This window comes from Microcella alkaliphila (genome assembly GCF_004216855.1).
Taxonomy (GTDB): Bacteria; Actinomycetota; Actinomycetes; order Actinomycetales; family Microbacteriaceae; genus Microcella; species Microcella alkaliphila.
Genome location: NZ_SGXT01000011.1, coordinates 114,910 through 134,741 on the forward strand (window position 1 = coordinate 114,910; position 19,832 = coordinate 134,741).

General features: G+C 69.1%; 19 protein-coding genes, 1 tRNA gene and 1 other RNA gene. 12 read left to right on the top strand and 9 right to left on the bottom strand.

The genetic code is table 11. From position 1 onward, the window contains the following. The first annotated feature begins 42 nt into the window (after positions 1 to 42). Both EV140_RS01175 and EV140_RS01180 read left to right on the top strand, forming a co-directional pair. A complete protein-coding gene (locus tag EV140_RS01175) occupies positions 43 to 453 on the top strand; it encodes a DUF779 domain-containing protein (RefSeq protein WP_130280258.1) in 411 nt (136 codons plus the stop codon). 179 nt (positions 454 to 632) lie between these two features. Continuing rightward, positions 633 to 1,136 (top strand): DUF3145 domain-containing protein, encoded by a 504-nt coding sequence (locus EV140_RS01180; protein WP_241971236.1) that lies wholly within the window; start codon positions 633 to 635, stop codon positions 1,134 to 1,136. Positions 1,137 to 1,258: 122 nt separating this feature from the next. On the opposite strand, the gene fabF is transcribed toward EV140_RS01180, so the two are convergent. The 6 genes from fabF to aceE form a co-directional block, all read right to left on the bottom strand. Then, entirely contained in the window at positions 1,259 to 2,497 is a 1,239-nt protein-coding gene (fabF, locus tag EV140_RS01185; protein ID WP_130280260.1) for a beta-ketoacyl-ACP synthase II, read from the bottom strand. Positions 2,498 to 2,590: 93 nt separating this feature from the next. Then, a complete protein-coding gene (locus EV140_RS01190) occupies positions 2,591 to 2,839 on the bottom strand; it encodes an acyl carrier protein (protein WP_130280262.1) in 249 nt (82 codons plus the stop codon). A 75-nt stretch (positions 2,840 to 2,914) separates the two neighbouring features. Next, positions 2,915 to 3,919: a beta-ketoacyl-ACP synthase III gene (locus EV140_RS01195; protein ID WP_130280264.1), complete on the bottom strand. Its 1,005-nt coding sequence runs from the start codon at positions 3,917 to 3,919 to the stop codon at positions 2,915 to 2,917. Then, entirely contained in the window at positions 3,916 to 4,830 is a 915-nt protein-coding gene (locus EV140_RS01200; RefSeq protein ID WP_130280266.1) for an ACP S-malonyltransferase, read from the bottom strand. The genes EV140_RS01195 and EV140_RS01200 overlap by 4 nt, the downstream gene beginning before the upstream one ends. 84 nt (positions 4,831 to 4,914) lie before the next feature. Then, positions 4,915 to 6,087 carry a PucR family transcriptional regulator gene (locus EV140_RS01205; protein WP_130281006.1) on the bottom strand — a complete coding sequence of 391 codons (1,173 nt, stop codon included), beginning with the start codon at positions 6,085 to 6,087 and terminating at the stop codon, positions 4,915 to 4,917. Between the two features lie 73 nt (positions 6,088 to 6,160). Further along, entirely contained in the window at positions 6,161 to 8,887 is a 2,727-nt protein-coding gene (gene aceE / locus EV140_RS01210) for a pyruvate dehydrogenase (acetyl-transferring), homodimeric type (protein WP_130280268.1), read from the bottom strand. 118 nt (positions 8,888 to 9,005) lie between these two features. Between aceE and EV140_RS01215 the strand changes: the two genes are divergently transcribed. The 3 genes from EV140_RS01215 to EV140_RS01225 all read left to right on the top strand — a co-directional run bounded on the left by EV140_RS01215 (position 9,006) and on the right by EV140_RS01225 (position 10,579). Beyond that, positions 9,006 to 9,482: a peroxiredoxin gene (locus EV140_RS01215; RefSeq protein WP_277871079.1), complete on the top strand. Its 477-nt coding sequence runs from the start codon at positions 9,006 to 9,008 to the stop codon at positions 9,480 to 9,482. Between the two features lie 94 nt (positions 9,483 to 9,576). After that, a tRNA-Val gene (locus EV140_RS01220) sits at positions 9,577 to 9,653 on the top strand. A 53-nt stretch (positions 9,654 to 9,706) separates the two neighbouring features. After that, a complete protein-coding gene (locus tag EV140_RS01225) occupies positions 9,707 to 10,579 on the top strand; it encodes a PDDEXK family nuclease (RefSeq protein WP_130280270.1) in 873 nt (290 codons plus the stop codon). 7 nt (positions 10,580 to 10,586) lie between these two features. Here the strand turns inward: EV140_RS01225 and EV140_RS13405 are convergent, their stop codons facing one another. Continuing rightward, positions 10,587 to 10,964, bottom strand: a complete 378-nt coding sequence (locus EV140_RS13405) for a hypothetical protein (protein ID WP_130280272.1) — start codon at positions 10,962 to 10,964, stop codon at positions 10,587 to 10,589. A 132-nt stretch (positions 10,965 to 11,096) separates the two neighbouring features. Between EV140_RS13405 and EV140_RS13410 the strand changes: the two genes are divergently transcribed. From EV140_RS13410 to EV140_RS01265, 7 genes are all read left to right on the top strand, one after another. Next, a complete protein-coding gene (locus EV140_RS13410) occupies positions 11,097 to 11,996 on the top strand; it encodes a DMT family transporter (protein ID WP_130280274.1) in 900 nt (299 codons plus the stop codon). A gap of 10 nt (positions 11,997 to 12,006) precedes the next feature. Further along, entirely contained in the window at positions 12,007 to 14,652 is a 2,646-nt protein-coding gene (locus EV140_RS01240) for a purine-cytosine permease family protein (protein WP_130280276.1), read from the top strand. A 44-nt stretch (positions 14,653 to 14,696) separates the two neighbouring features. Next, positions 14,697 to 15,539: a Nif3-like dinuclear metal center hexameric protein gene (locus EV140_RS01245; RefSeq protein WP_130280278.1), complete on the top strand. Its 843-nt coding sequence runs from the start codon at positions 14,697 to 14,699 to the stop codon at positions 15,537 to 15,539. 24 nt (positions 15,540 to 15,563) lie between these two features. Next, on the top strand, positions 15,564 to 16,304 hold the full coding sequence (locus tag EV140_RS01250) for a zinc ribbon domain-containing protein (RefSeq protein WP_130280280.1): 741 nt from the start codon (positions 15,564 to 15,566) through the stop codon (positions 16,302 to 16,304). Then, a complete protein-coding gene (locus tag EV140_RS01255; RefSeq protein WP_130280282.1) occupies positions 16,301 to 16,723 on the top strand; it encodes a reverse transcriptase-like protein in 423 nt (140 codons plus the stop codon). The genes EV140_RS01250 and EV140_RS01255 overlap by 4 nt, the downstream gene beginning before the upstream one ends. Before the next feature lie 48 nt (positions 16,724 to 16,771). After that, positions 16,772 to 17,157: RNase P RNA component class A (gene rnpB, locus EV140_RS01260), an RNA gene on the top strand. Positions 17,158 to 17,295: 138 nt separating this feature from the next. Further along, positions 17,296 to 18,390 (top strand): fatty acid desaturase family protein, encoded by a 1,095-nt coding sequence (locus EV140_RS01265; RefSeq protein ID WP_130280284.1) that lies wholly within the window; start codon positions 17,296 to 17,298, stop codon positions 18,388 to 18,390. A 206-nt stretch (positions 18,391 to 18,596) separates the two neighbouring features. Here the strand turns inward: EV140_RS01265 and EV140_RS01270 are convergent, their stop codons facing one another. Both EV140_RS01270 and ppgK read right to left on the bottom strand, forming a co-directional pair. Then, the gene (locus EV140_RS01270) at positions 18,597 to 19,094 is read right to left on the bottom strand and encodes an RES domain-containing protein (protein ID WP_338418528.1); all 498 of its coding nucleotides are present in this window, start codon (positions 19,092 to 19,094) and stop codon (positions 18,597 to 18,599) included. Further along, entirely contained in the window at positions 19,084 to 19,830 is a 747-nt protein-coding gene (ppgK, locus tag EV140_RS01275; protein WP_130280288.1) for a polyphosphate--glucose phosphotransferase, read from the bottom strand. Before ppgK ends, EV140_RS01270 begins: the two co-directional genes overlap by 11 nt. Positions 19,831 to 19,832 lie beyond the last annotated feature (2 nt).

Sequence of the window (19,832 nt, forward strand, 5' to 3'; positions counted from 1 at the left end):
TCCGTACGTGACGCACCTGGGCGCAGGAAGGGAGAGTGTGACGTGGTGTACGAATCTAGGGTCACGATTGCCGGCGAAAGCGTGTCTCGTGTCGCCCTGAGCGATGAGGCTGCGGCCTTACTACGTCGGCTCTGGACGATTCATGGCCCGCTGATGTTCCATCAGTCGGGCGGCTGCTGTGATGGTTCGTCGCCGATGTGCTTCCCGGTCGGAGACTTTCAGACGTCGTCGCACGACGTATTGCTGGGTCGCTTTGACCTTGCTGAGGACGGACCCGACGCGATGCCCATCGAGTTCTGGATGAGCCGCGAACAGTTCGACTATTGGTCGCACACGCACTTGACCGTGGACGTCGTGCGCGGTCGGGGAAGTGGCTTCAGCGTGGAAGCGCCGGAGGGCGTGCGCTTCCTCATTCGCTCCCGCCTGATGGATAGTGCCATGCCATTCGTGTGACACGGCGCCGAGATCACACCGTGCGCGGGTAAATCACACTCTTGTGATTTGGGCCTGCAGTGCGCAATAATGCCCCGTAGGCGCATAACGCGCATCCACAAGTGAATACGTCGCGAGACGGCATGTTTCTCGAAGGTCGATGGGGAAGTCGCACCTGAAAGAGAAACGGACGGACCATCGTGGCACACACACTCGCACGCGGAGTGCTATTCGTGCACTCCGCTCCTCGCGCGCTCTGCCCCCACATTGAGTGGGCCGCCGGGCGCGCCATCGACCGCGCCGTCAACTTCGAATGGATTGAGCAGCCGGTCCTCAAGGGCACGCAGCGCGCCGAGTTCGTCTGGGAAGGCGAGCGCGGCACCGGCGCGAAGATCGCCAGCGCCCTGCGCGGCTGGGAACACCTGCGCTACGAGGTCACCGAAGACGCCTCCGCAGGTGCCGACGGCGGCCGCTGGATGCACACCCCCGACCTGGGCGTCTACTACGCCCAGACCGACACCGCCGGCAACACGGTCATCCCCGAAGACCGCGTGCGCTACGCGATGGAGGTCTCTGGCGGCAACGCCGTCGAGTTGCAGCGCGAGCTGCGCCTCGCCCTCGGGCAGGCGTGGGACGACGAACTCGAACCCTTCCGCCACGCCGGCGACGGCACTCGCGTCGTCTGGCTGCACCGCGCAGGCTGATCCCCCCCGATCCCCGCGCCCGCGCACCGTCAACAACTCAGGACTAAGGCCGACGCGGACACCGGGTGACACGCTCCCCGGGTTCGTGAGACGCAGCTAGTCCTGAGTTGTTGACGCGCGCACTACGCCTCGAACGAGCGGAACGCCACGACCGAGTTGTGGCCGCCGAAACCGAACGAGTTCGAGATCGCCAGCTGCGGACCATCGCCGAGGGCCCGGGGCGACGTGACAACGTCGAGCGGAATCCGCTCGTCCTGGTGGTCGAGGTTGATCGTCGGCGGCGCGGTGCGCTCGTGCAACGCAAGAATCGTGAAGATCGCCTCGAGCGCGCCGGTGCCGCCGAGCAGGTGACCCGTGGATGCTTTGGTCGCCGACACGGGAATCTCACCCACGCGGTCACCAAACACCCGCTTGAGGGCCTCGAACTCGGCCACGTCGCCCACCGGCGTCGAGGTCGCGTGCGCGTTGATGTGGGTGACATCGTCGGCCGTGGCGCCCGCCTGCTCGAGGGCGGCGCTGACGGCGCGGGCGGCACCCGAACCCTCGGGGTCGGGAGCGGTGATGTGGTACGAGTCGCTCGTCACTGAGCCACCGGCGAGTTCGGCGTAGATGCGCGCCCCGCGGGCGAGAGCGTGCTCTTTCGTCTCGAGCACGATTGCGGCGGCGCCCTCGCCGAGCACGAAGCCGTCGCGGTCGACGTCGTAGGGCCGCGAGGCCGCGGCGGGGTCATCGTTGCGCTTGGACAACGCCTGCATGGAGGCAAAGGCGGCGATGGGGAGCGGATGCACGACGGCCTCCGTGCCACCGGCGACCACTACGTCGGCAAGGCCGAGCTGCAGGTGCTCGTAGGCGTTCGCGATCGACTCGGTGCCGGAGGCGCAGGCCGACACGACAGAGCGGGCGCCCGCACGCGCACCGAGGTGCATGCTGATCGCCGCGGCAGCCGCGTTCGGCATGAGCATGGGGATCGTCATGGGAAGAACGCGGCGCGGGCCCTTCTCGCGCAGGGTGTCCCAGGCGTCCAACAGGGTCCAGAGCCCGCCGATGCCCGTGGCGTAGTCGACCAAAATTCGCTCGGGAGCGACCTCGGGCGTTCCCGCGTCGGCCCAGGCCTCGCGGGCAGCGATGAGCGCGAACTGCGACGACGGGTCGAGTCGCTTCACCTCCTGCCGCTCCAGCACCTCCTCCGGTCGCACGAGCGCCTGTGCGGCGAAGGTGACGGGGATCTCGTACTGCTCGACCCAGTCTTCTTCGATCGGTCGAGCGCCCGAGGCGCCGGCAAGGAGCGCCGTCCAGCTATCGCGGGCGGTGCCGCCGATGGGGCTGGTCGCGCCGATTCCGGTGACAACGATCGTGGTCATGCGAATTCTCCGGTCGAGATCGGGGGAGGGCATGCGTCCGTGCGGCACGGCTGACGCCGCACGGACGCGAATGCGGCGTCAGCCGCAGCGCACCTACGCGGAAGCGCCCACGATGAAGGTGACGGCGTCGCCGACGGTGGTCAGGTTCTTGACCTCTTCGTCGGGGATCTTCACGTCGAACTTCTCTTCGGCGTTCACGACGATGGTCATCATCGAGATCGAGTCGATGTCGAGGTCGTCGGTAAACGACTTGTCGAGCGCGACCGAGTCGGTGGCGATGCCGGTCTCGTCGTTGATGAGTTCGGCCAGGCCGGCGAGGACCTCTTCGGTGGACAGTGCCATGAGTGTTATCTCCTTGGGGATGGTGTCGAATGACCGTCCCCCATCCTAGGGCGGGGGTCGGCCCTGGTCGGGGGTTTAGGGCAGTCGGACGACCTGCGCGCCGTACACGAGCCCCGCGCCGAATCCGATCTGCAGGGCGAGTCCGCCGCTGAGTTCGGGGTGCTCGGCGAGCAGCGCGTGGGTGGCGAGGGGAATCGACGCGGCCGACGTGTTGCCGGTCGTCGCGATGTCGCGCGCCACGACGACGTGCTCGGGCAGCTTCAGCTGCTTGGCGAACTCGTCGATGATGCGCATATTGGCCTGGTGGGGGATGAACGCGGCCAGGTCCTCGGGACTCACTCCGGCAGCATCCAGCGCCTTCTGCGCCACCTTCGCCATCTCCCACACCGCCCAGCGGAAGACCGTCTGGCCCTCCTGTCGCAACGTCGGGAACTCGCCGTCTGGGTCATTCCACGCGTCCTTGAGGGGCCGATCCATGCCGACCGCATCCCACTTGGAACCGTCGGAGCCCCACACCGTCGCGCCGATGCCCGGCTCGTCGGCGGGACCGACGATCGCCGCGCCCGCCCCGTCACCGAGCAGGAACGAGATGGTGCGGTCGGTCGGCTTCGCGAAGTCGCTGAGCTTCTCGGCGCCGACGACCAGTACGTACTGCGCGAGGCCCGCGCGCACGAGGGCGTCGGCCTGGGCGATGCCGTACGTGTAGCCGGCGCAGGCCGCCGACACGTCGTACGCCGCGGCGGGATTCGCGCCCACCCGCTCGGCGAGCAGTGCCGCGAGTGACGGCGTTTGCACGGTGTTTGAGATGGTCGACACGATGACCGCCCCGACCTGAGCGGGCTCGATGCCGGCCTTCTCGATCGCTTCGCGCGCCGCTGTCTCGGCCAGGTCGACGGCCTCCACGTCGGCGCCCGCGCGCATGCGGGTGATGACGCCCGTGCGTTGGCGAATCCATTCGTCGCTCGAGTCGATCGGCCCCGCAATGTCGTCGTTCGTCACGGCGAGCTCGCCGCGCGCGGCGCCGAGGGCGTAGATGCGCGTGTAGGCCGCGCCCGCCGATGGCGTCAGCGCCGCGCTCATGCGGCGTCCAGCATGTCGATCGCGGCGGCGAGGTCGGCGGGCGTCTTGATGGCGACGGTCGGAACGCCCTTCAGGGCGCGCTTCGCGAGGCCCGTCAGTGCGCCGCCCGGCAGCAATTCGATGATGCCGGTCACGCCGTCGGCGGCGAACGACTCCATGCAGAGGTCCCAGCGCACCGGCGATGAAATCTGCCCGACGAGCAGGTCGACGAATTCAGCGCCCGACGTCACGACGGTGCCATCGCGGTTGGTGTACAGCCGGATGCTCGGATCACTCACCGAGACGGTCTCTGCGGCTCGACGAACCGCGTCCACGGCCGACCCCATGTACGAGGTGTGGAACGCGCCCGCGACCTGTAGCGGGATCACGCGAGCCCCCGGGATCGGGTCGGCGGCGAAAGCCTCCAAGTTGTTCAGTTCGCCGGCGACGACGACCTGACCGCCGCCGTTCACGTTCGCCGGTACGAGGCCCAGCTGCTCAAGGCGCTCGGTGAGTGCATCCGCGTCGCCACCGATGACAGCGCTCATGCCGGTGGGTATCTCGGCCGCGGCCGCGGCCATGGCCTCACCGCGCACGCCCACGAGGGAGAGGGCGTCTTCATCGCTCAAGACTCCAGCGATAGCCGCCGCCGCAAACTCCCCAACGGAGTGCCCGGCGACCGCTCCCACGCGATCGCGGCGGCCCGTGAGCAGAGAGCTCGCGCTCAGTAGGCTCGCCGCGACGATCAGGGGCTGTGCGATCCGGGTGTCGCGAATCGTGTCGGCGTCGCTCGTCGTGCCGTGGGCGACGAGGTCCACCCCGATCGACTCGCCCAGCGCACCGAGGCGGTCGCGGGTCTGCGCGTCCTCGAGCCACGGCTCGAGGAATCCGGGGGTCTGCGAGCCCTGGCCGGGCGCGACGACGATGATCATGAGTTCCATCCTCCCAAGGTGAGGGGTCGGGGCGGTGGTGGTTGTCTCCAGGGGCGCGCCGGAAGCGTTGGTGCGTTTCGACAATCAGCGGCGCGGTGCGCCCGGTTCGGCGATGGCGCCGACGATCAGGGCCGTCTGCAGAATCGTGGCCTCTCGGGGACCCGTTGCATCCCACCCGATCACATCGCTGATGCGCTTGAGTCGGTAGCGGACAGTGTTCGGATGCACAAACAACTCCCGCGCGGTGGCCTCGAGGCTCCGCCCGTTGTCGAGGTACGCCCACAGAGTCGCGAGCAGCTCCGTGTTGTGCTGCTTGAGCGGCTGGTAGATGCGACTGATGAGGGTCGCGCGCGCGATGGGGTCGCCGGCGAGCGCACGTTCGGGCAGCAGGTCGTCGGCGAGGGCCGGCCGCGGGGCATTGCGCCACGCCCGCGCGACCGCGAACCCGGCGAGCGCGGCTTTCGCGCTCTTGCCGGCGTCGACAACGTCGGGCACCTCGGGGCCCAGCACCAGGTGGCCCGGCCCGAACGCGGGCTCGAGCGCCTCCGCGATCTGGGGGAACGTGAAGCTGCGGTCGCCGGCCTGCTCCTCGCCGCGAGGCAGAGCCCGGCCGATGACGACGACGAGACGGTTTCCCTGCACGCCGATCAGCACGTCAGCGTCGACGTGGCGTGCGGTGCGACGTAGCTGATCAACGTCGACGATGCGCGGTGCCGTGCCGACGAGAACGCAGACCTCGCCGTGGCCGTTCCACCCGAGCGCGGCGATACGACTGGGCAACTCGTTGTCGTACTCACCCGAGAGGATCGAGTCGACAACGAGTGCCTCGAGTCGGGCATCCCACAGACCGCGAGCCTCCGCAGCCCGCGCGTAGACGTCCGCGGCGGCGAACGCGATCTCGCGGCTGTACAGCAGGATCGCTTCCCGCAGGGTCGCCGGTCCGTTCGTCAGACGCTCTTCGACGACCTCGACGACCACCCGAATGAGTTGCAGCGTCTGCTGCAGGCTGACCGAGCGCAACAACTCGCGAGGAGCGGCGTCGAAGACGTCGGCGGCGATCCACGCCTGCGAGCGGGGGTCGTCGTACCAGCTGATGAACGAGGTGATGCCGGCCTGCGCGACAAGTCCGACGGCGCTGCGCCGGCTCGGTGGCATGTCGCCGTACCAGGGCAGGGTGTCGTCGAGCCGCTTCAGCGTCTCGGTCGCCAACTCACCCGAGATGTTGCGCAACCAGGCCAGCGTCTGCGCCTTTGTCATCGCTGCCATGAAGACCCCTCCTCACGAAGGATGCGGTGCCCCGCGCTCGGGGACGGGGCACCGTGCCCGCTGTCTATGCGTCGCCGCCGGCGGAGCCGGTCGTGCCGGCGCTCACGTCGTGCAGACGGTACTGCTCGATTGCCCGGGCCGGAGCCTGCGGGTCGACCACGCCCTGACGCGCGAGCTGCTGGAGCGTGCGCACCACGATCGACGGGCTGTCGATCGTGAAGAAGCGCCGCGCCGCGGCACGCGTGTCGCTGAACCCGAAGCCGTCGGCGCCGAGCGTCGCGAAGTCGCCGGGCACAAACGGGCGGATCTGGTCGGGAACGGCGTGCATGAAGTCGCTCACCGCGACGAACGGACCCTCCGAGCCCTGCAGCTTCTGCGTCACGTAGGGCACGCGCTGCTCAGCCGTCGGGTTCAGGAAATTGTGCTCGTCGGCGGCGAGGCCCTCGCGGCGGAGCTCCGTCCACGAGGTGACGCTCCACACATCGGCGCTGACGCCCCAGTCGTCGGCCAGCAGCTGCTGCGCCTCCAGCGCCCACGGCACACTGACACCGGAGGCGAGAATCTGCGCCTTGGGGCCGGGGGCGTCGTTCTTCTTCAGCAAGTAGATGCCCTTGAGCAGGCCGTCGACGTCGAGGTCGTCGGGCTCAGCGGGCTGGGCGATCGGCTCGTTGTACACGGTGAGGTAGTACATGACGTTGGGGTCGGGGTGCGAGCCGCCGTACATGCGCTCGAGGCCCGCGCGCACGATGTGCCCGATCTCGTAGCCGAATGCCGGGTCGTACGTCACCACCGCGGGGTTCGTCGACGCGAGTAGCGGCGAGTGTCCATCCGCGTGCTGCAGACCCTCGCCCGTCAGCGTGGTCCGACCAGCGGTGGCGCCGATGATGAAGCCGCGAGCCATTTGGTCGGCGGCCGCCCACATCGCGTCGCCCGTGCGCTGGAAGCCGAACATCGAGTAGAACACGTACACCGGAATGAGCGGCTGCTGATGCGTCGCGTAGCTCGTTCCGATCGCGGTGAACGCGGCGAACGCGCCCGCCTCGTTGATCCCGGTGTGAATGATCTGGCCCTGCGGGCTCTCCTTGTAGGCGAGCAGCAGTTCGCGGTCGACCGAGGTGTAGTGCTGACCCTTCGGGTTGTAGATCTTCGACGTCGGGAAGTAGGCGTCCATGCCGAAGGTGCGTGCTTCATCCGGAATGATCGGGACGATGCGGTCGCCGAAATTCTTGTCGCGCAGCAGATCTTTCAGCAGACGCGCGAACGCCATCGTCGTCGCGACGCCCTGCTTGCCCGAGCCCTTCTTGACGACGCCGTACGCGCTCTCCTCCGGGATCTGCACGTCGACGTACTTCGAGCGACGCTCTGGCAGGTAGCCGCCGAGCGCACGGCGACGCTCGTGCATGTACTGAATGGCGGGGTGATCGTTGCCCGGGTGGTAGTACGGCGGGCGGTACGGGTCCTCGTCGAGCTGAGCGTCCGTGACGGGGATGCGCATCTCGTCACGGAACTGCTTCAGGTTGTCGAGTGTGAGCTTCTTCATCTGGTGGGTCGCGTTACGACCCTCGAAGCTCGGGCCGAGGCCGTAACCCTTCACCGTCTTCGCGAGGATGACGGTCGGCTGACCCTTGTGCTCGACAGCGGCCTTGTAGGCGGCGTACACCTTGCGGTAGTCGTGCCCGCCACGCTTCAGGCGCCAGATGTCGTCGTCGGACATGTCGGCCACCATCGCGGCGGCGCGCGGGTCGCGTCCGAAGAAGTTCTCGCGGATGAACGCGCCCGACTCGGCCTTGTACGTCTGGTAGTCGCCGTCGGGCGTCACGTTCATCAGGTCGCGCAAGGCGCTGTCGTGGTCGTTGGCGAGCAGAGCATCCCATTCGCGACCCCAGATGACCTTGATGACGTTCCATCCGGCACCACGGAAGAAGCTTTCGAGCTCTTGGATGATCTTGCCGTTGCCGCGCACCGGGCCGTCAAGACGCTGCAGGTTGCAGTTGATCACGAAGGTGAGGTTGTCGAGGCCGTCGTTCGCGGCAAGCTGCAGCGCGCCGCGACTCTCGGGCTCGTCCATCTCTCCGTCGCCGAGGAAGGCCCATACGTGGCTCTCGCCGGCGTCCTTCAGGCCGCGGTTCGTCAGGTACTTGTTGGCCTGCGCCTGGTAGATCGCGTTGATCGGGCCGAGACCCATCGACACCGTAGGGAACTGCCAATAGGCGGGCATGAGGCGCGGGTGCGGGTAGCTCGAGAGGCCACCTGCCGCGTGCGACTTCTCCTGGCGGAAGCCGTCGAGGTGCTCGGGGCCTAGGCGACCCTCGAGGAAGGAGCGGGCGTACATGCCGGGGGAGGCGTGGCCCTGGTAGAAGATCTGGTCGCCACCGTCGGGGTGGTCGGCAGCCTTGAAGAAGTGGTTGTGCCCCACCTCGTACAGCGCGGCGCTGGAGGCGTAGGTCGAGATGTGACCGCCCACGGCGATGTCGGGGCGCTGCGCGCGGTGCACCGTGATGGCGGCATTCCACCGGATCCAGCGTCGGTACTCGCGCTCGAGCTCCTCGTCGCCGGGGAAGTCAGGCTCGTTCTCGGACGCGATCGTGTTCAGGTAGTCGGTGGTCGGCACCATCGGAACACCGAGGTGCAGTTCCTTCGACCGCTTGAGCAGGCTCAGCATGATCTCGCGACCGCGCTGGTGGCCGCGCTCGGCGACGAGTGCCGACAGCGACTCGCTCCACTCGGCGGTTTCTTCCGGATCGGCGTCCATCGCCTCGACCGAATACGGATCCTGGTCGTTGACCGTCACCCTTGACCTCTTCCTGGTGGTAGACAAAAGAGTGCGTTGCGGCGCGCGGCGCCGTCGGGTGCGACGGGGGCGTGCTGGCAACCCCCCGAGTCTAGTCACTGTCGCGAAGGAGCTTTGTGTGAGTGCGACAACGCCGGCGCTGCCCGAGATCGGCTCGCCGACCCCCGATTTCACCCTGCGTGACCAGTGGGGAGCGACCGTAACCCTCAGTGATTTTCGGGGAGTTTCCCCGGTCGCGCTCGTGTTCTTTCCGCTTGCCTTCACCGGCACGTGCACGGGCGAACTCTGTGAGCTGCGCGACAACATCGGGCTTTTCGCCGACGCTGGCGTTCAGGTGGTGGGCATCTCTGTCGACTCGACGGCGACCCTGCGGCAGTTCGCCGACCAGGAGGGGTTCACCTTCCCGCTGCTGAGCGACTTTTGGCCCCACGGCGCGGTGGCGCGGTCGTACGGCGCCTTCGTGGAGGACCGCGGCTTCGCCGCTCGCGCCACCGTGGTTGTCAACAACTCAGGACTAGTGCACGCCGCGTTCGCCACGTCGCCCGGCGAAGCCCGCGATCTGGCGGCCTACCGCCAGGCGATCGCGAGCCTCTGACTCGGTAGTCCTGAGTTGTTGACGGGGCGTGTGTGTGGGGCGACGAGCGTTAGTCCTGAGTTGTTGACGCGGGGGCGGTAGGCTGGCGCCGCACGGGCTCTTAGCTCAGTTGGTTAGAGCGCCACGTTTACACCGTGGATGTCGGGGGTTCGAATCCCTCAGGGCCCACCACCCGGTACGCGGCATCACACAACCGTGTCGGATGTCGCTCGTACGCTCGCGGTGTGCCGCGACCCGTCCACGACTGGTGGGCCCGACGCCAGTGGGCGACCGGGCTCGCTGAACCCTACCCGGTGGGGCGCTTTCGCGACGCGTGGGCGCCATTCGTGCCGCTCGTCGGCCAGTACCGCCCCGAGCGAAACGCCGAGTTGCTGCTGTCGCAGATTCCGCCGGCTGCCGATGTCTACCTCGTGTGGGTGTGCACGATCGGCCACGACTTCGTCGCGACCCCGGCCGAACAGCGCGCGCGCCCCGGCGCGCGTCGCGCCCGCGGCGACTGGTGTCCGGTCTGCGCGACCCCCTCGGCCGCGCCGGCTGGAGCCTCTCGTTACCCGCGTCCGCCGATGACCGAGCCCGCGGCGATCAGACGACGCCCTCTCGCAGACCCGGTGCGCCAACGCCCCCTGCCCGACGCCACGCCGCCGCGGCCCGGCATAGCCTTCGTCTCGGCCCGCGCCGCGGCCGCAACCTCCGCCGCACAGGAGCGGCTGCGCGCGCTCATCGCCGAACGCCTCGACTGCGACCTCTCGGCCACGGCGATCACCACCGCCCAAACCTTCCACGGCAAACGCGAGGTGTGGCCCGACGTGGTCATCCCCGAGCTCGCGGTTGCGATCGAGTACGACACCGTCGGTCGCGCGGGCGACGAACACATCGGTCGCCGCGAGCGCTCCGACCACCGCAAAGATGCACTGCTGCGGGCGGCGGGCTGGGAGGTCGTGCGCCTGCGCCAGAAGCCGCTTCGACCATTGGCCCCGCACGACCTGGTCGTTTCGGGCGTCTCCGCCCCGGCCGTCGAGGCCCTCATCGACCGCCTCGCCGAGCTACGGGGTGCGCTCATCGTCGATGCGTATCGGCGTCACGCGAACACCGGCTGACCTCGACCTAGAGGCCGGCGAAAAGCGCGAGCACCAGGGCAATGAATACGACGACGAACACGGTCGGCGTCACAAACCGCACCACGTTCACGCCCCAGCCCATCGCGATGATGCGCGTGGCGAGCGGGCCGGGCGCGTCCACCGCGCGCAATCCCTGAACGACCGCCGCCCCCTCGGTCGCCGCCGCGTACTGTGCGGCGGCACCGAGAATGCCCGACGCGAGCAGGATGCCCGTGGCGGCCACGCGGACGGCGAGCGACGTCTCGGCGAGCCCGTCCACGAGCATCCAGACGGTGAAGGCGAGCAGCAGGGTAGGCGCGATCTGCGACACGATGATGTGCCACCGGGTTGTGTTCCACTGACGGATCAGGTCGGTCTCGCTCATGCGCGCTCCTCGTCATCGGAGTGTCCGGATGCGGGCCATGCCCGCTCAGCGCTCGGTCTCGCACTGTTGCCTGCGCGGATACGATGGCACGACCCTCGTGTCGTCCACGAGCCGTCACCCCTCGGAGCCGCCGTGATTCTTGCCGTCTGGGCCGTCGTCTTCGCCTCGGCGCTCTGGGGCACCACCGGCACGGCCGCGACGTTCCTCTCGCGTGACGTCAGCCCGCTCGCGACCGGCTCGGCCACCATGGCGATTGGCGGCGCGCTGCTCTTCGCCATCGCCGCTCGGCCCGCCTCTCGGGCGATCGCCGACCCGCAAGCCCGCCGCTGGCTGCTCGTCGGCGCAATCGGCGTCGTTGTCTATCCGCTCGCGTTCTACAGCTCGATGTCGCTGGCGGGCGTCGCGATCGGAAACGTCGTCTCCCTTGGCTCGGGGCCACTGTTTGCTGCCCTGTTGGAGTGGCGCGTCACGCGACGACCGCTGACTCGCCGATGGATGCTCGCGGCCGCGATCTCGATAACCGGCGTCGTCATGCTCGCGGCCGGTGGGCACGGCGGCGACTCACCCGTGAACCCCGACGACGTTCCGGCCGGTGTCGCGCTCGGCCTGCTCGCGGGGGCCGCGTATGCGCTCTACACGTTCACCTCCGCCGAGGTCATCGCGCGCGGCCACAGCAGCCGCGCGACGATGGGCGCCGTCTTTGGGCTGGGCGCCATCCCGCTCGCCGTGGTGCTCGGCTTCACCGGTGCCCCGCTCGTGCAGTCGCTCGGAAACGTGTCGATCATCGCCTACCTCGCGCTCGGTCCGATGTTTCTCGCGTACGTTCTCTTCGGTATAGGGCTGCGTCGCCTGCGCAGTTCCGTCGTGACCGTGATCACGCTGCTCGAGCCCCTCATGGCGACCCTCCTCGCGGTCGCGGTCGTGGGGGAGCGCCTCGACCTGCTCGGCTGGTGTGGCCTCGGGGTCATCCTCATCGGCGTAACCCTGCTTTCTCCGGCCCGTCGCCCCCGGTTGCGGCCCCCGCGCACCTAACATCGGGGCCATGGTCGACAGTCCCGCGTCCGCCCCCGACGACGCTGACTCCGTGACGCCACCGGGCCCGCGTCGTTCGACCTACACGCCTCCGCAGGCGCAGAGCCCTGACGATGACCCGATTGCCGATGCGATCGCTGCGGAGTATCGCGCCTGGGTGCCGGTGAAGCGTCAGCCCGAGCCGCCCGCTCCGGCGGCCTCCGCGCCGAACACCCCCGTCACCCCTCCCGAGAACCCGCTGGCAGGGTTGAGCGCACCCGAGGCAGCTCCGCCCAGCCCGTCGATCCCACCGCCGCCGTCGCGCGCCTCCCTTACCGACGCCGACCTCGTCGCCGTGCTTGACCCCGATCTCGCCGGGGGCAACACGGGTGCGCTCATCAACCTGTTCGAGGAGCAACTCACCCTGCGCGAGCAGGAGCTGCGGCAACTCGACGCGTGGGAGGAGCAGGTGCGTCGCCTCGGCGTCGAGAGCGCCGACGAGATCGTCGCCTCGGTGCGCTCGGCGTACACCGGGGTGATCGACGTCATTCCGCCGGCCGCGCACGCACAGACTTCGTCCGCGTCCGCGTCCTCGCCGCCGGCGGCTGCCGGACCCGCGCCCGCGCCGCCGCTCGCGCCCGCTCCGAACGACGTGCCCTCAGCCGACAGCGCCCCGACGGCGCCCGGCCAGGTTGTCGCTCCGGTCATCGACCCGGCAACCTTGACGGCGGGGGAGTTGTCGTCGGTGCTCGCGGATGCGCCCCCGCCCGACATGGCCCAGCGCACCGTGGCGACCCCGCCGGAGGACGGTCTCGACCTCGACGAGTCAGTGCCGCCGCCGCTCGTCGAACCCGACATTGCAGAATCGCCGAGCGACCCGCTCGCGCAGGCCTCCAACTGGGATGCTCTGCTCGCGACGGCGACGGACGGAACGCCCGCAACCTCCGAACCACCCGCGCTGTCGCCGTTCACGCTCACGCCGGCGTCGCCCTCCGCCCCGGCGGAGACGTCCGCGCTCGACGAGGAGTCACGGCCCGACAGGCAGTCCGACAGTGCGCCGCCCAGCCTCGAACCTGCCCCTGAGACGCCGCCATCCGCACCGGCGCCCGTTCCTGCAGCCACCCCGGTAGCCGCACCGGCTCCCGCGGCGCCTCAGCCTCCGGCCGCCGAGACACCGCCGGCAGCCGAACATCCGCCCCTTCCGACCGCGGCCGACACGCCCGCTCGTGGCCCACGGTCCTTCGCGCTCGAGCAGAGCGCGCTCGAGCCGACCCCGGCGGCGCTGCGGGCCGGCCGCGCTGTGCGGCTCTTCTGGCTGTGGTTTGCGGTCAACGCCTCGGTCGTGACGGTGGCTCTCGGTGCGCTCCTCATCGCCGACGGCGCGAGCCTGCGCCAGGCGGTGCTCGCCGCCCTCGGCGGTGTCGCACTGTCGTCGTTCCTGCTCGGAGTCATCACCCGCACGGGGCGGTGGAGCGGGCAGCCGACGATCGTCGTTGCACGCGCCACATTCGGCACCGTCGGCAATGCGATTCCTGCCGGAGTCGCCGTCCTCGTGCGCGTGCTGTGGGCATCCGCCTTGCTGTACCTGCTCGGCATCGGTGTCGCCGAGGTTCTCGTCGAGGCGCAACTGGACGGCGGGCTGGGCCGTCCCACGCTGACCGTCATCGTCGCCGCGGTGGGCTTCCTCATCGCCGCCGCCGCCGCTCTCGTGGGTTTCGGGCTCATCGCCCGACTCGGGGCCATCATCGCCCCGCTCGCGGGAATCCTTGTCGTCGGGCTCATCGTGCTCACCGGGCCGCTTGTCGATCTCGGCAACGCCCTGTCGATCCCCGACGGATCCTGGGCGCTGCTCGTTGGCGGATCCGTCTTGATTCTCAGCGCCATTGGGCTCGCCTGGGTGAGCAGCGGAGGCGACCTGGTCCGCTACCAGGCGCCCGGGGCCTCCGGAACGGCCGCCGCACTGTGGACCGGCCTCGGGGTCGCGGCCCCCGCATTCCTGCTGATCGGCTGGGGCGCGGCGCTCTCCGCATCGAACCCTGTGGTGCTGGAGGGGCTCGTCGCCAATCCCGTCGACACACTCGCGCGGCTGCTGCCCCTCTGGTACCCGGTGCCCCTGGCCCTCGCCGTCGCGTTGAGCCTCATCGCGGGCGCTGCGTTCAGCCTGTATTCCGGGGGTTTCGCCGTCCTCACGCTGGGCGCGCCGGCACCGCGCTGGCTGGGCGTGCTGATCGCCGCCGTGGTCGCTGCGGCTGCCCTGGTGGCTCTCATCCTCGCCGGCGGGGGAGTCGCGGGCCTCCTGCGTGACGCCCTCGTCGTCTTGGCCGTGCCCGTCGCGGCCTGGGCTGGCATCGTCGGCACGGAGACTTTGCTGCGCCGTCGGCGCGTGCACGCCCCCTCGCTTCTGCAGCCGGGTGGTGTCTACCCGTCGGTTCGGTGGGTGCCACTCGCCGGGTTCGTCGTCACCACCGCCCTCGGTCTGGGCTTTGTGACCGCGTCTACGTCGTGGCTCGCCTGGACAGGCTACCTGTGGCCGCTTCTGCCACTGCCCGCCGACAGCGCATGGGTCAATTCGGATGCGGGCGTGATTCTGGCTCTCCTTCTCGGCGCGATCGTCGCGGCCATCAGCCTCCCCGGGCTGCGCCGTCTGCACGATGTCGAGGCCAGCGCGACCGCGTGAGCGACCGTCCCGCGCGCGGGGCCCCTGCTCCTAGACTTGCGGGCATGCCCGTGACTCTCCGCGATGTGTGCGCCGTCCTCGAGCGGCGCTTCCCGCTCGACGGTGCCGAAGAGTGGGATGCACCCGGGCTGGTCGTCGGCGATCCTGAGGAGCCGGTCACGGGCATCCACCTCGCCGTTGACGCGGTCGCCGCGACGATCGACGAAGCGGTCGCACTCGGGGCGCAACTGCTTCTCGTCCACCACCCGCTGCTCTTGCGCGGCGTGACGTCCGTCGCGGAATCGACGGCCAAAGGCGCGCTGATCGCACGCCTCATCCGATCAGGATGCGCGTTGTACGCCGCCCACACGAACGCTGACGTTGTCGAGACGGGCACGAGCGCGCGGCTCGCCGGCGCGATCGGCCTGGTCGATGCCGTTCCGATCGTGCCGGGGGCGCCCGGACGCGGTCTTGGCCGCGTTGGCGAGCTCGACCCGCCGCTCACGCTTGGCGCGCTTGCGCAGCGAGTCGCCGACGTGCTGCCGCCTACCGTCGGGGGAGTTCGCTTCGCTGGCGACCCCGAGCGCTCGGTGTCACGCGTCGCAGTGTGTGGCGGGGCGGGCGACTCGCTGCTTTCTGACCCGGCCGTTCGCGGTGCCGACGCGTACGTCACGTCAGATCTTCGGCACCACCCTGCGAGCGAGGCGCTCGAGTCGGCCGCCGTCGCGGGTGGGCCCGCTCTCATCGATACGGCCCACTGGGCGAGCGAGTCGCTCTGGCTCGACGCGGTCGCTGACGAGCTCCGCGCCGACTTTCCCGACGTGACGGTCACCGTCAGCCGCCTGTCTACCGACCCGTGGACCGGCGTCGTCCACCGTGCGGTACCGTCCCCGTCTGACCGCCCCTAACCCCAGGAAGGCCCGCACACCCGCATGGCTCTCACCGCTCCGCCCGAGGCCCAGGCGCTGCTGCTCGACCTGCAGCGCATCGATACCGACCTGCAGCGAATCGCGCATCGCTCCCGCACCCTGCCCGAGCAGGCTCGTCTGGACGAACTCACGGCGCTCACTGCGTCCGTGCGCGAAAGCCTCGCCGAGCGCGAGAATGCGCTCGAGGATGCTCGTCTCGAACTCTCGCGGGTCGAGTCGGACGTGGCGCTCGTCGAGAAGCGCATTGCGCGTGACGAGGGGCTCGTCCAGCAGAGCTCGTCGGTGAAAGACATTGCGGGGCTCGAGCACGAGGTCGCCTCGCTGAAGACGCGCCTGTCCGACCTGGAAGAGATTGAACTGGCCATCATGGAGAAGGTTGAGACGATCGAGGCCGAGGTTGCCGACGCGCGCTCGACGCTCGAGGCCCACGAGTCGGCTGTCGCGGCGGCCACCGAGGCGCGCGACGAGGCGCTCGGGGGTCTTGCCCGCGAACGCGACAACCAGACGGCTGACCGCGCCGACGTCGCCAGCCGCATCCCTGCCGACCTGCTCGCCCTGTATGAGAAGCAGCGCGAACGCTACGGCGTCGGCGCCTCGCACCTGCGCGCCCGCGTGTCCAGCGCAAGCGGCGTCGAACTGACGGGTAACGACCTCGCGAGCGTCCGTGCCGCGGCGCCCGACGCCGTCATCCTCTGCCCCGACTCGAACGCGATCCTCGTCCGCACCGCGGAGTCGGGCCTGTGACCCGCGAGCTCGTCGTCGAGGCCGACGGCGGCTCGCGCGGCAACCCCGGGCCCGCCGCCGGGGGAGCGGTGGTCATCGACCCGCAGACCGGTGAGGTACTCGCCGAGCTGGGAGTGTGGGTCGGAACCGCCAGCAACAACGTCGCCGAGTATCGGGGAATGATCGAGGGCGTCCGCACCGCCATCGCCCTCGATCCCACCGCCGAGCTCACCGTGCGTCTCGACTCGAAGCTTGTCGTCGAGCAGATGACGGGCCGCTGGAAGATCAAACACCCCGCCATGGCGGAGCTCGCCGCGGAGGCGCGCGACGTGCTCACCGGCACCCCGGTGCGCTTCGAATGGATTCCGCGCGAGAAGAACACGCGCGCCGACGCCTGCGCAAACCAGGCGATGGACGCGCGGGCGTCGTTCCGTCGCTGACCGGGCCCCGCGCATCCCGCCCGCCAGGCGGTAGCCTAGATACGCAAGCGGGTCGGCTAGACGGTCGCGTCGGATGCGCGCCCCGAGTAATCGGGGAACGGCACCGCCGAGGAACGTCCGGGCTCCACAGAGCAGGGCGGTGGGTAACACCCACCCGGAGCAATCCGCGAGAAAGTGCAACAGAGAGCAGACCGCCGGCGGCTTCGGCCGCCGGTAAGGGTGAAACGGTGGTGTAAGAGACCACCAGAGCCCCGAGTGATCGGGGCTGCTGGGTAAACCTCGCCCGGAGCTAGATCAGACAGGCACCCGTGACGCTGCTCGCCGAGGTGCCGGGTAGATCGCTAGAGGGTGTCGGCAACGCCACCCCGAGATAGATGGCCGTCGTCCGGGGCTCGCCCCGGGCACAGAACCCGGCGTATCGGTCGGCCCGCTTGCCTCCGACCGCGACACGCCGCTCAGACCCGCCATATACCCACCTGGGCATGAGGGGCCGCGTAGCGTCGAATCATCTACCGAGCATCCGCTCACGCACCGCGCCGGCTGGGAAGTCGCAATTCGACCCCGAAGGCCGCATGTCTGCTTCCTCTCTTGGTCCCATCCGTACGACAACGCCTCGTCCTGCCGATTATGTGCACCCGACGAGCACCTATGCCGCGCTCATGCGCACGGTTCGTGACGCCGGCCTCCTGCGCCGCCGAACGGGCTTCTACTACGCCGTCTTCGCCGGCCTCGCCGTCGCCCTGGGCGGCGCCATCACCGGTTTCGTGCTCCTCGGCGACAGCTGGTTCCAGCTGCTCATCGCGGCAGCCCTCGGCATCATCCTCACCCAGATCGCCTTCGTCACGCACGAGGCGGCGCACCGCCAGATCTGGACCTCCGGAAAGACGAATGACCGTGTGGGCCGCATCCTCGCCGCCGGCGTCGTCGGCATCAGCTACCACTGGTGGATGCACAAGCACTCGCGCCACCACGCGAAGCCGAACCAGCGCGGGGCCGACCCCGACATCGAGCCCGACACGATCGTCTTCACGCCGGAAGACGCCGAGAAGCACACCGGCTTCCTCGCCCTCATCACGCGCAAGCAGGGCTACCTGTTCTTCCCGCTGCTGACGCTCGAAGGGCTCAACCTGCATGTGCAGGGTGTGCGTTCGCTCATGCAGAAGGGCCGCATCGAGGGCCGCGCGCTCGAGCTCACCCTCATCACGCTGCGCCTCAGCCTCTACATCGCCGTGCTGTTCTGGGCCCTGCCGCTCGGCATGGCCTTCGCCTTCCTCGGCGTGCAGATGGCCGTCTTTGGCGTCTACATGGGGGCGAGCTTCGCCCCCAACCACAAGGGCATGCCGATCTTGCCGGCTGATAGCCCGCTCGACTTCCTGAGCCGTCAGATCATCACCTCGCGCAACATTCGCGGCGGCTGGTGGGCGACCGCCCTGTTCGGCGGGCTCAACCACCAGGTCGAGCACCACCTGTTCCCGAACATGCCGCGTCCGGCGCTGTCGAAGGCCCGCGAGATCACGCGTGAGTACGCGAACCAGCTCGAGATTCCGTACACCGAGGCCGGTGTCGCCGAGTCGTATCGCATCGTCATCCGCTACCTGAACGAGGTGGGGCTGAGCGCGCGCAACCCGTTCGACTGCCCGCTGGTGAACCGCTTCCGTACCACCTGATTTCTGGATGCGCGTCGCGATCGCGCGCGCAGCATCCGCCCCTGAGGGCGCGGTCCGCGAGGGCCGCGCCCTCAGCCGCGTTCCGTCATACTTGACGCGAGGCACCCCGTCGAAAGGATTGCGATGACGCAGCGACTCATCATGGCCGTTTCCGTATTGTCCGCGCTCGTGATCGCGGGCGTCTTCATCTGGTACGTCGCCGTCAACTACGTGTTGGCGTAACTGACCGTCGCCTCGCCCGGCTCATTCCACCGAAAGAGTACGAGGTGCCAGAGGCTGGGTTGGGTGCGTGACGGGTCGATCAGTCCGCGCGCTCCCGACGCCTCAAGTCGGTCGCGAATCTCCCACGATGGTGGTGTGTCGCCGTTGTCGAGTGCATCTCTCCACGATGCTGACGCGCAGCGCGGGTCAGCGCGAAGTGCGGCCCAGACGTCGCTGTCTCGGAGGTCAGCGATCTGGTCAGCGGTCACCACGAATGGCACGACGATCTTCCTACTCATGCCCCCGTGCGCGGCCATTGCCGCCGCGACGCCACGCGTGGTGGCGCTGAGATACAACGTCGCTTGCTCGGGTCTCGAGTACCGTCCTGCGGCCCTCGAACCGGAGAGCGCGCTTGCGTGATGCTCGGGAGCTACAGCGCGATAAAACGTGCCGTGAAGGGGTCTCAGGGGCACCGGCCAGTCCGGCAATCCGCTAGCCGACACGTGATGCCAAGGCCGCGGCGCCCATGAGACCAGCGTTGTTGCGCAGCGTCGCGGGCACGATGGGCGTGCGCAGCCGAAGCAACGGCAGGAATTCTTCGTGGTGCTTCGACACCCCGCCACCGACGACGAACAGCGTGGGGGAGAAGAGAAACTCGACGTGGGCGTAGAAGCGCTGCAAGCGCACCGCCCACTCCTCGAAGCTCAGCTCCTCGCGTTCCCGCACCGAGTTCGCGGCCCAGGTCTCGACATCGGCACCGTCAAGTTCAAGGTGCCCCAGTTCGGTGTTCGGCAGCAGCACGCCGTCGTGGATGAAGGCGGAGCCGATGCCGGTGCCGAGCGTCGTCACTATCGTGAGGCCGCGCTGGCCCGCTGCTGCCCCGTAGCGAGCCTCGGCGTAGCCGGCAGCATCGGCGTCGTTGACGAAGTGAATCTCCCGGCCGAGCGCGTCGGCGAATAGCTGGTCAGCATCGAGGCCGATCCACTCGTCGGAGACGTTCGCGGCCGACATGGTCCGTCCGCCGAGCACGATCGCGGGGAAGCACACCCCGACCGCGTCGAGCGACTCGGCCCCCAGCTCGTCGGCGATCTCGGCGACGGTCGCAATGACGTCGGTGGGGCGACCGCCGTCTGGCGCCGCGCGCTTGACGCGCTCACTGACGAGTTCGCCCGAGTCGAGGTCGACGAGCGCCCCCTTGATGCCGGTGCCGCCAATGTCGATGCCGATCGCCTGCGTCATGC

Bases quoted from the DNA above. Each gene is read 5' to 3' on its own strand.
- fabF (WP_130280260.1), bottom strand. From the start codon at position 2,497: ATGACCACGATCGTTGTCACCGGAATCGGCGCGACCAGCCCCATCGGC.
- EV140_RS01190 (WP_130280262.1), bottom strand. From the start codon at position 2,839: ATGGCACTGTCCACCGAAGAGGTCCTCGCCGGCCTGGCCGAACTCATC.
- EV140_RS01195 (WP_130280264.1), bottom strand. From the start codon at position 3,919: ATGAGCGCGGCGCTGACGCCATCGGCGGGCGCGGCCTACACGCGCATC.
- EV140_RS01200 (WP_130280266.1), bottom strand. From the start codon at position 4,830: ATGATCATCGTCGTCGCGCCCGGCCAGGGCTCGCAGACCCCCGGATTC.
- EV140_RS01205 (WP_130281006.1), bottom strand. From the start codon at position 6,087: ATGACAAAGGCGCAGACGCTGGCCTGGTTGCGCAACATCTCGGGTGAG.
- EV140_RS13405 (WP_130280272.1), bottom strand. From the start codon at position 10,964: ATGAGCGAGACCGACCTGATCCGTCAGTGGAACACAACCCGGTGGCAC.
- EV140_RS01240 (WP_130280276.1), top strand. From the start codon at position 12,007: ATGGTCGACAGTCCCGCGTCCGCCCCCGACGACGCTGACTCCGTGACG.
- EV140_RS01245 (WP_130280278.1), top strand. From the start codon at position 14,697: ATGCCCGTGACTCTCCGCGATGTGTGCGCCGTCCTCGAGCGGCGCTTC.
- EV140_RS01250 (WP_130280280.1), top strand. From the start codon at position 15,564: ATGGCTCTCACCGCTCCGCCCGAGGCCCAGGCGCTGCTGCTCGACCTG.
- EV140_RS01265 (WP_130280284.1), top strand. From the start codon at position 17,296: ATGTCTGCTTCCTCTCTTGGTCCCATCCGTACGACAACGCCTCGTCCT.
- ppgK (WP_130280288.1), bottom strand. From the start codon at position 19,830: ATGACGCAGGCGATCGGCATCGACATTGGCGGCACCGGCATCAAGGGG.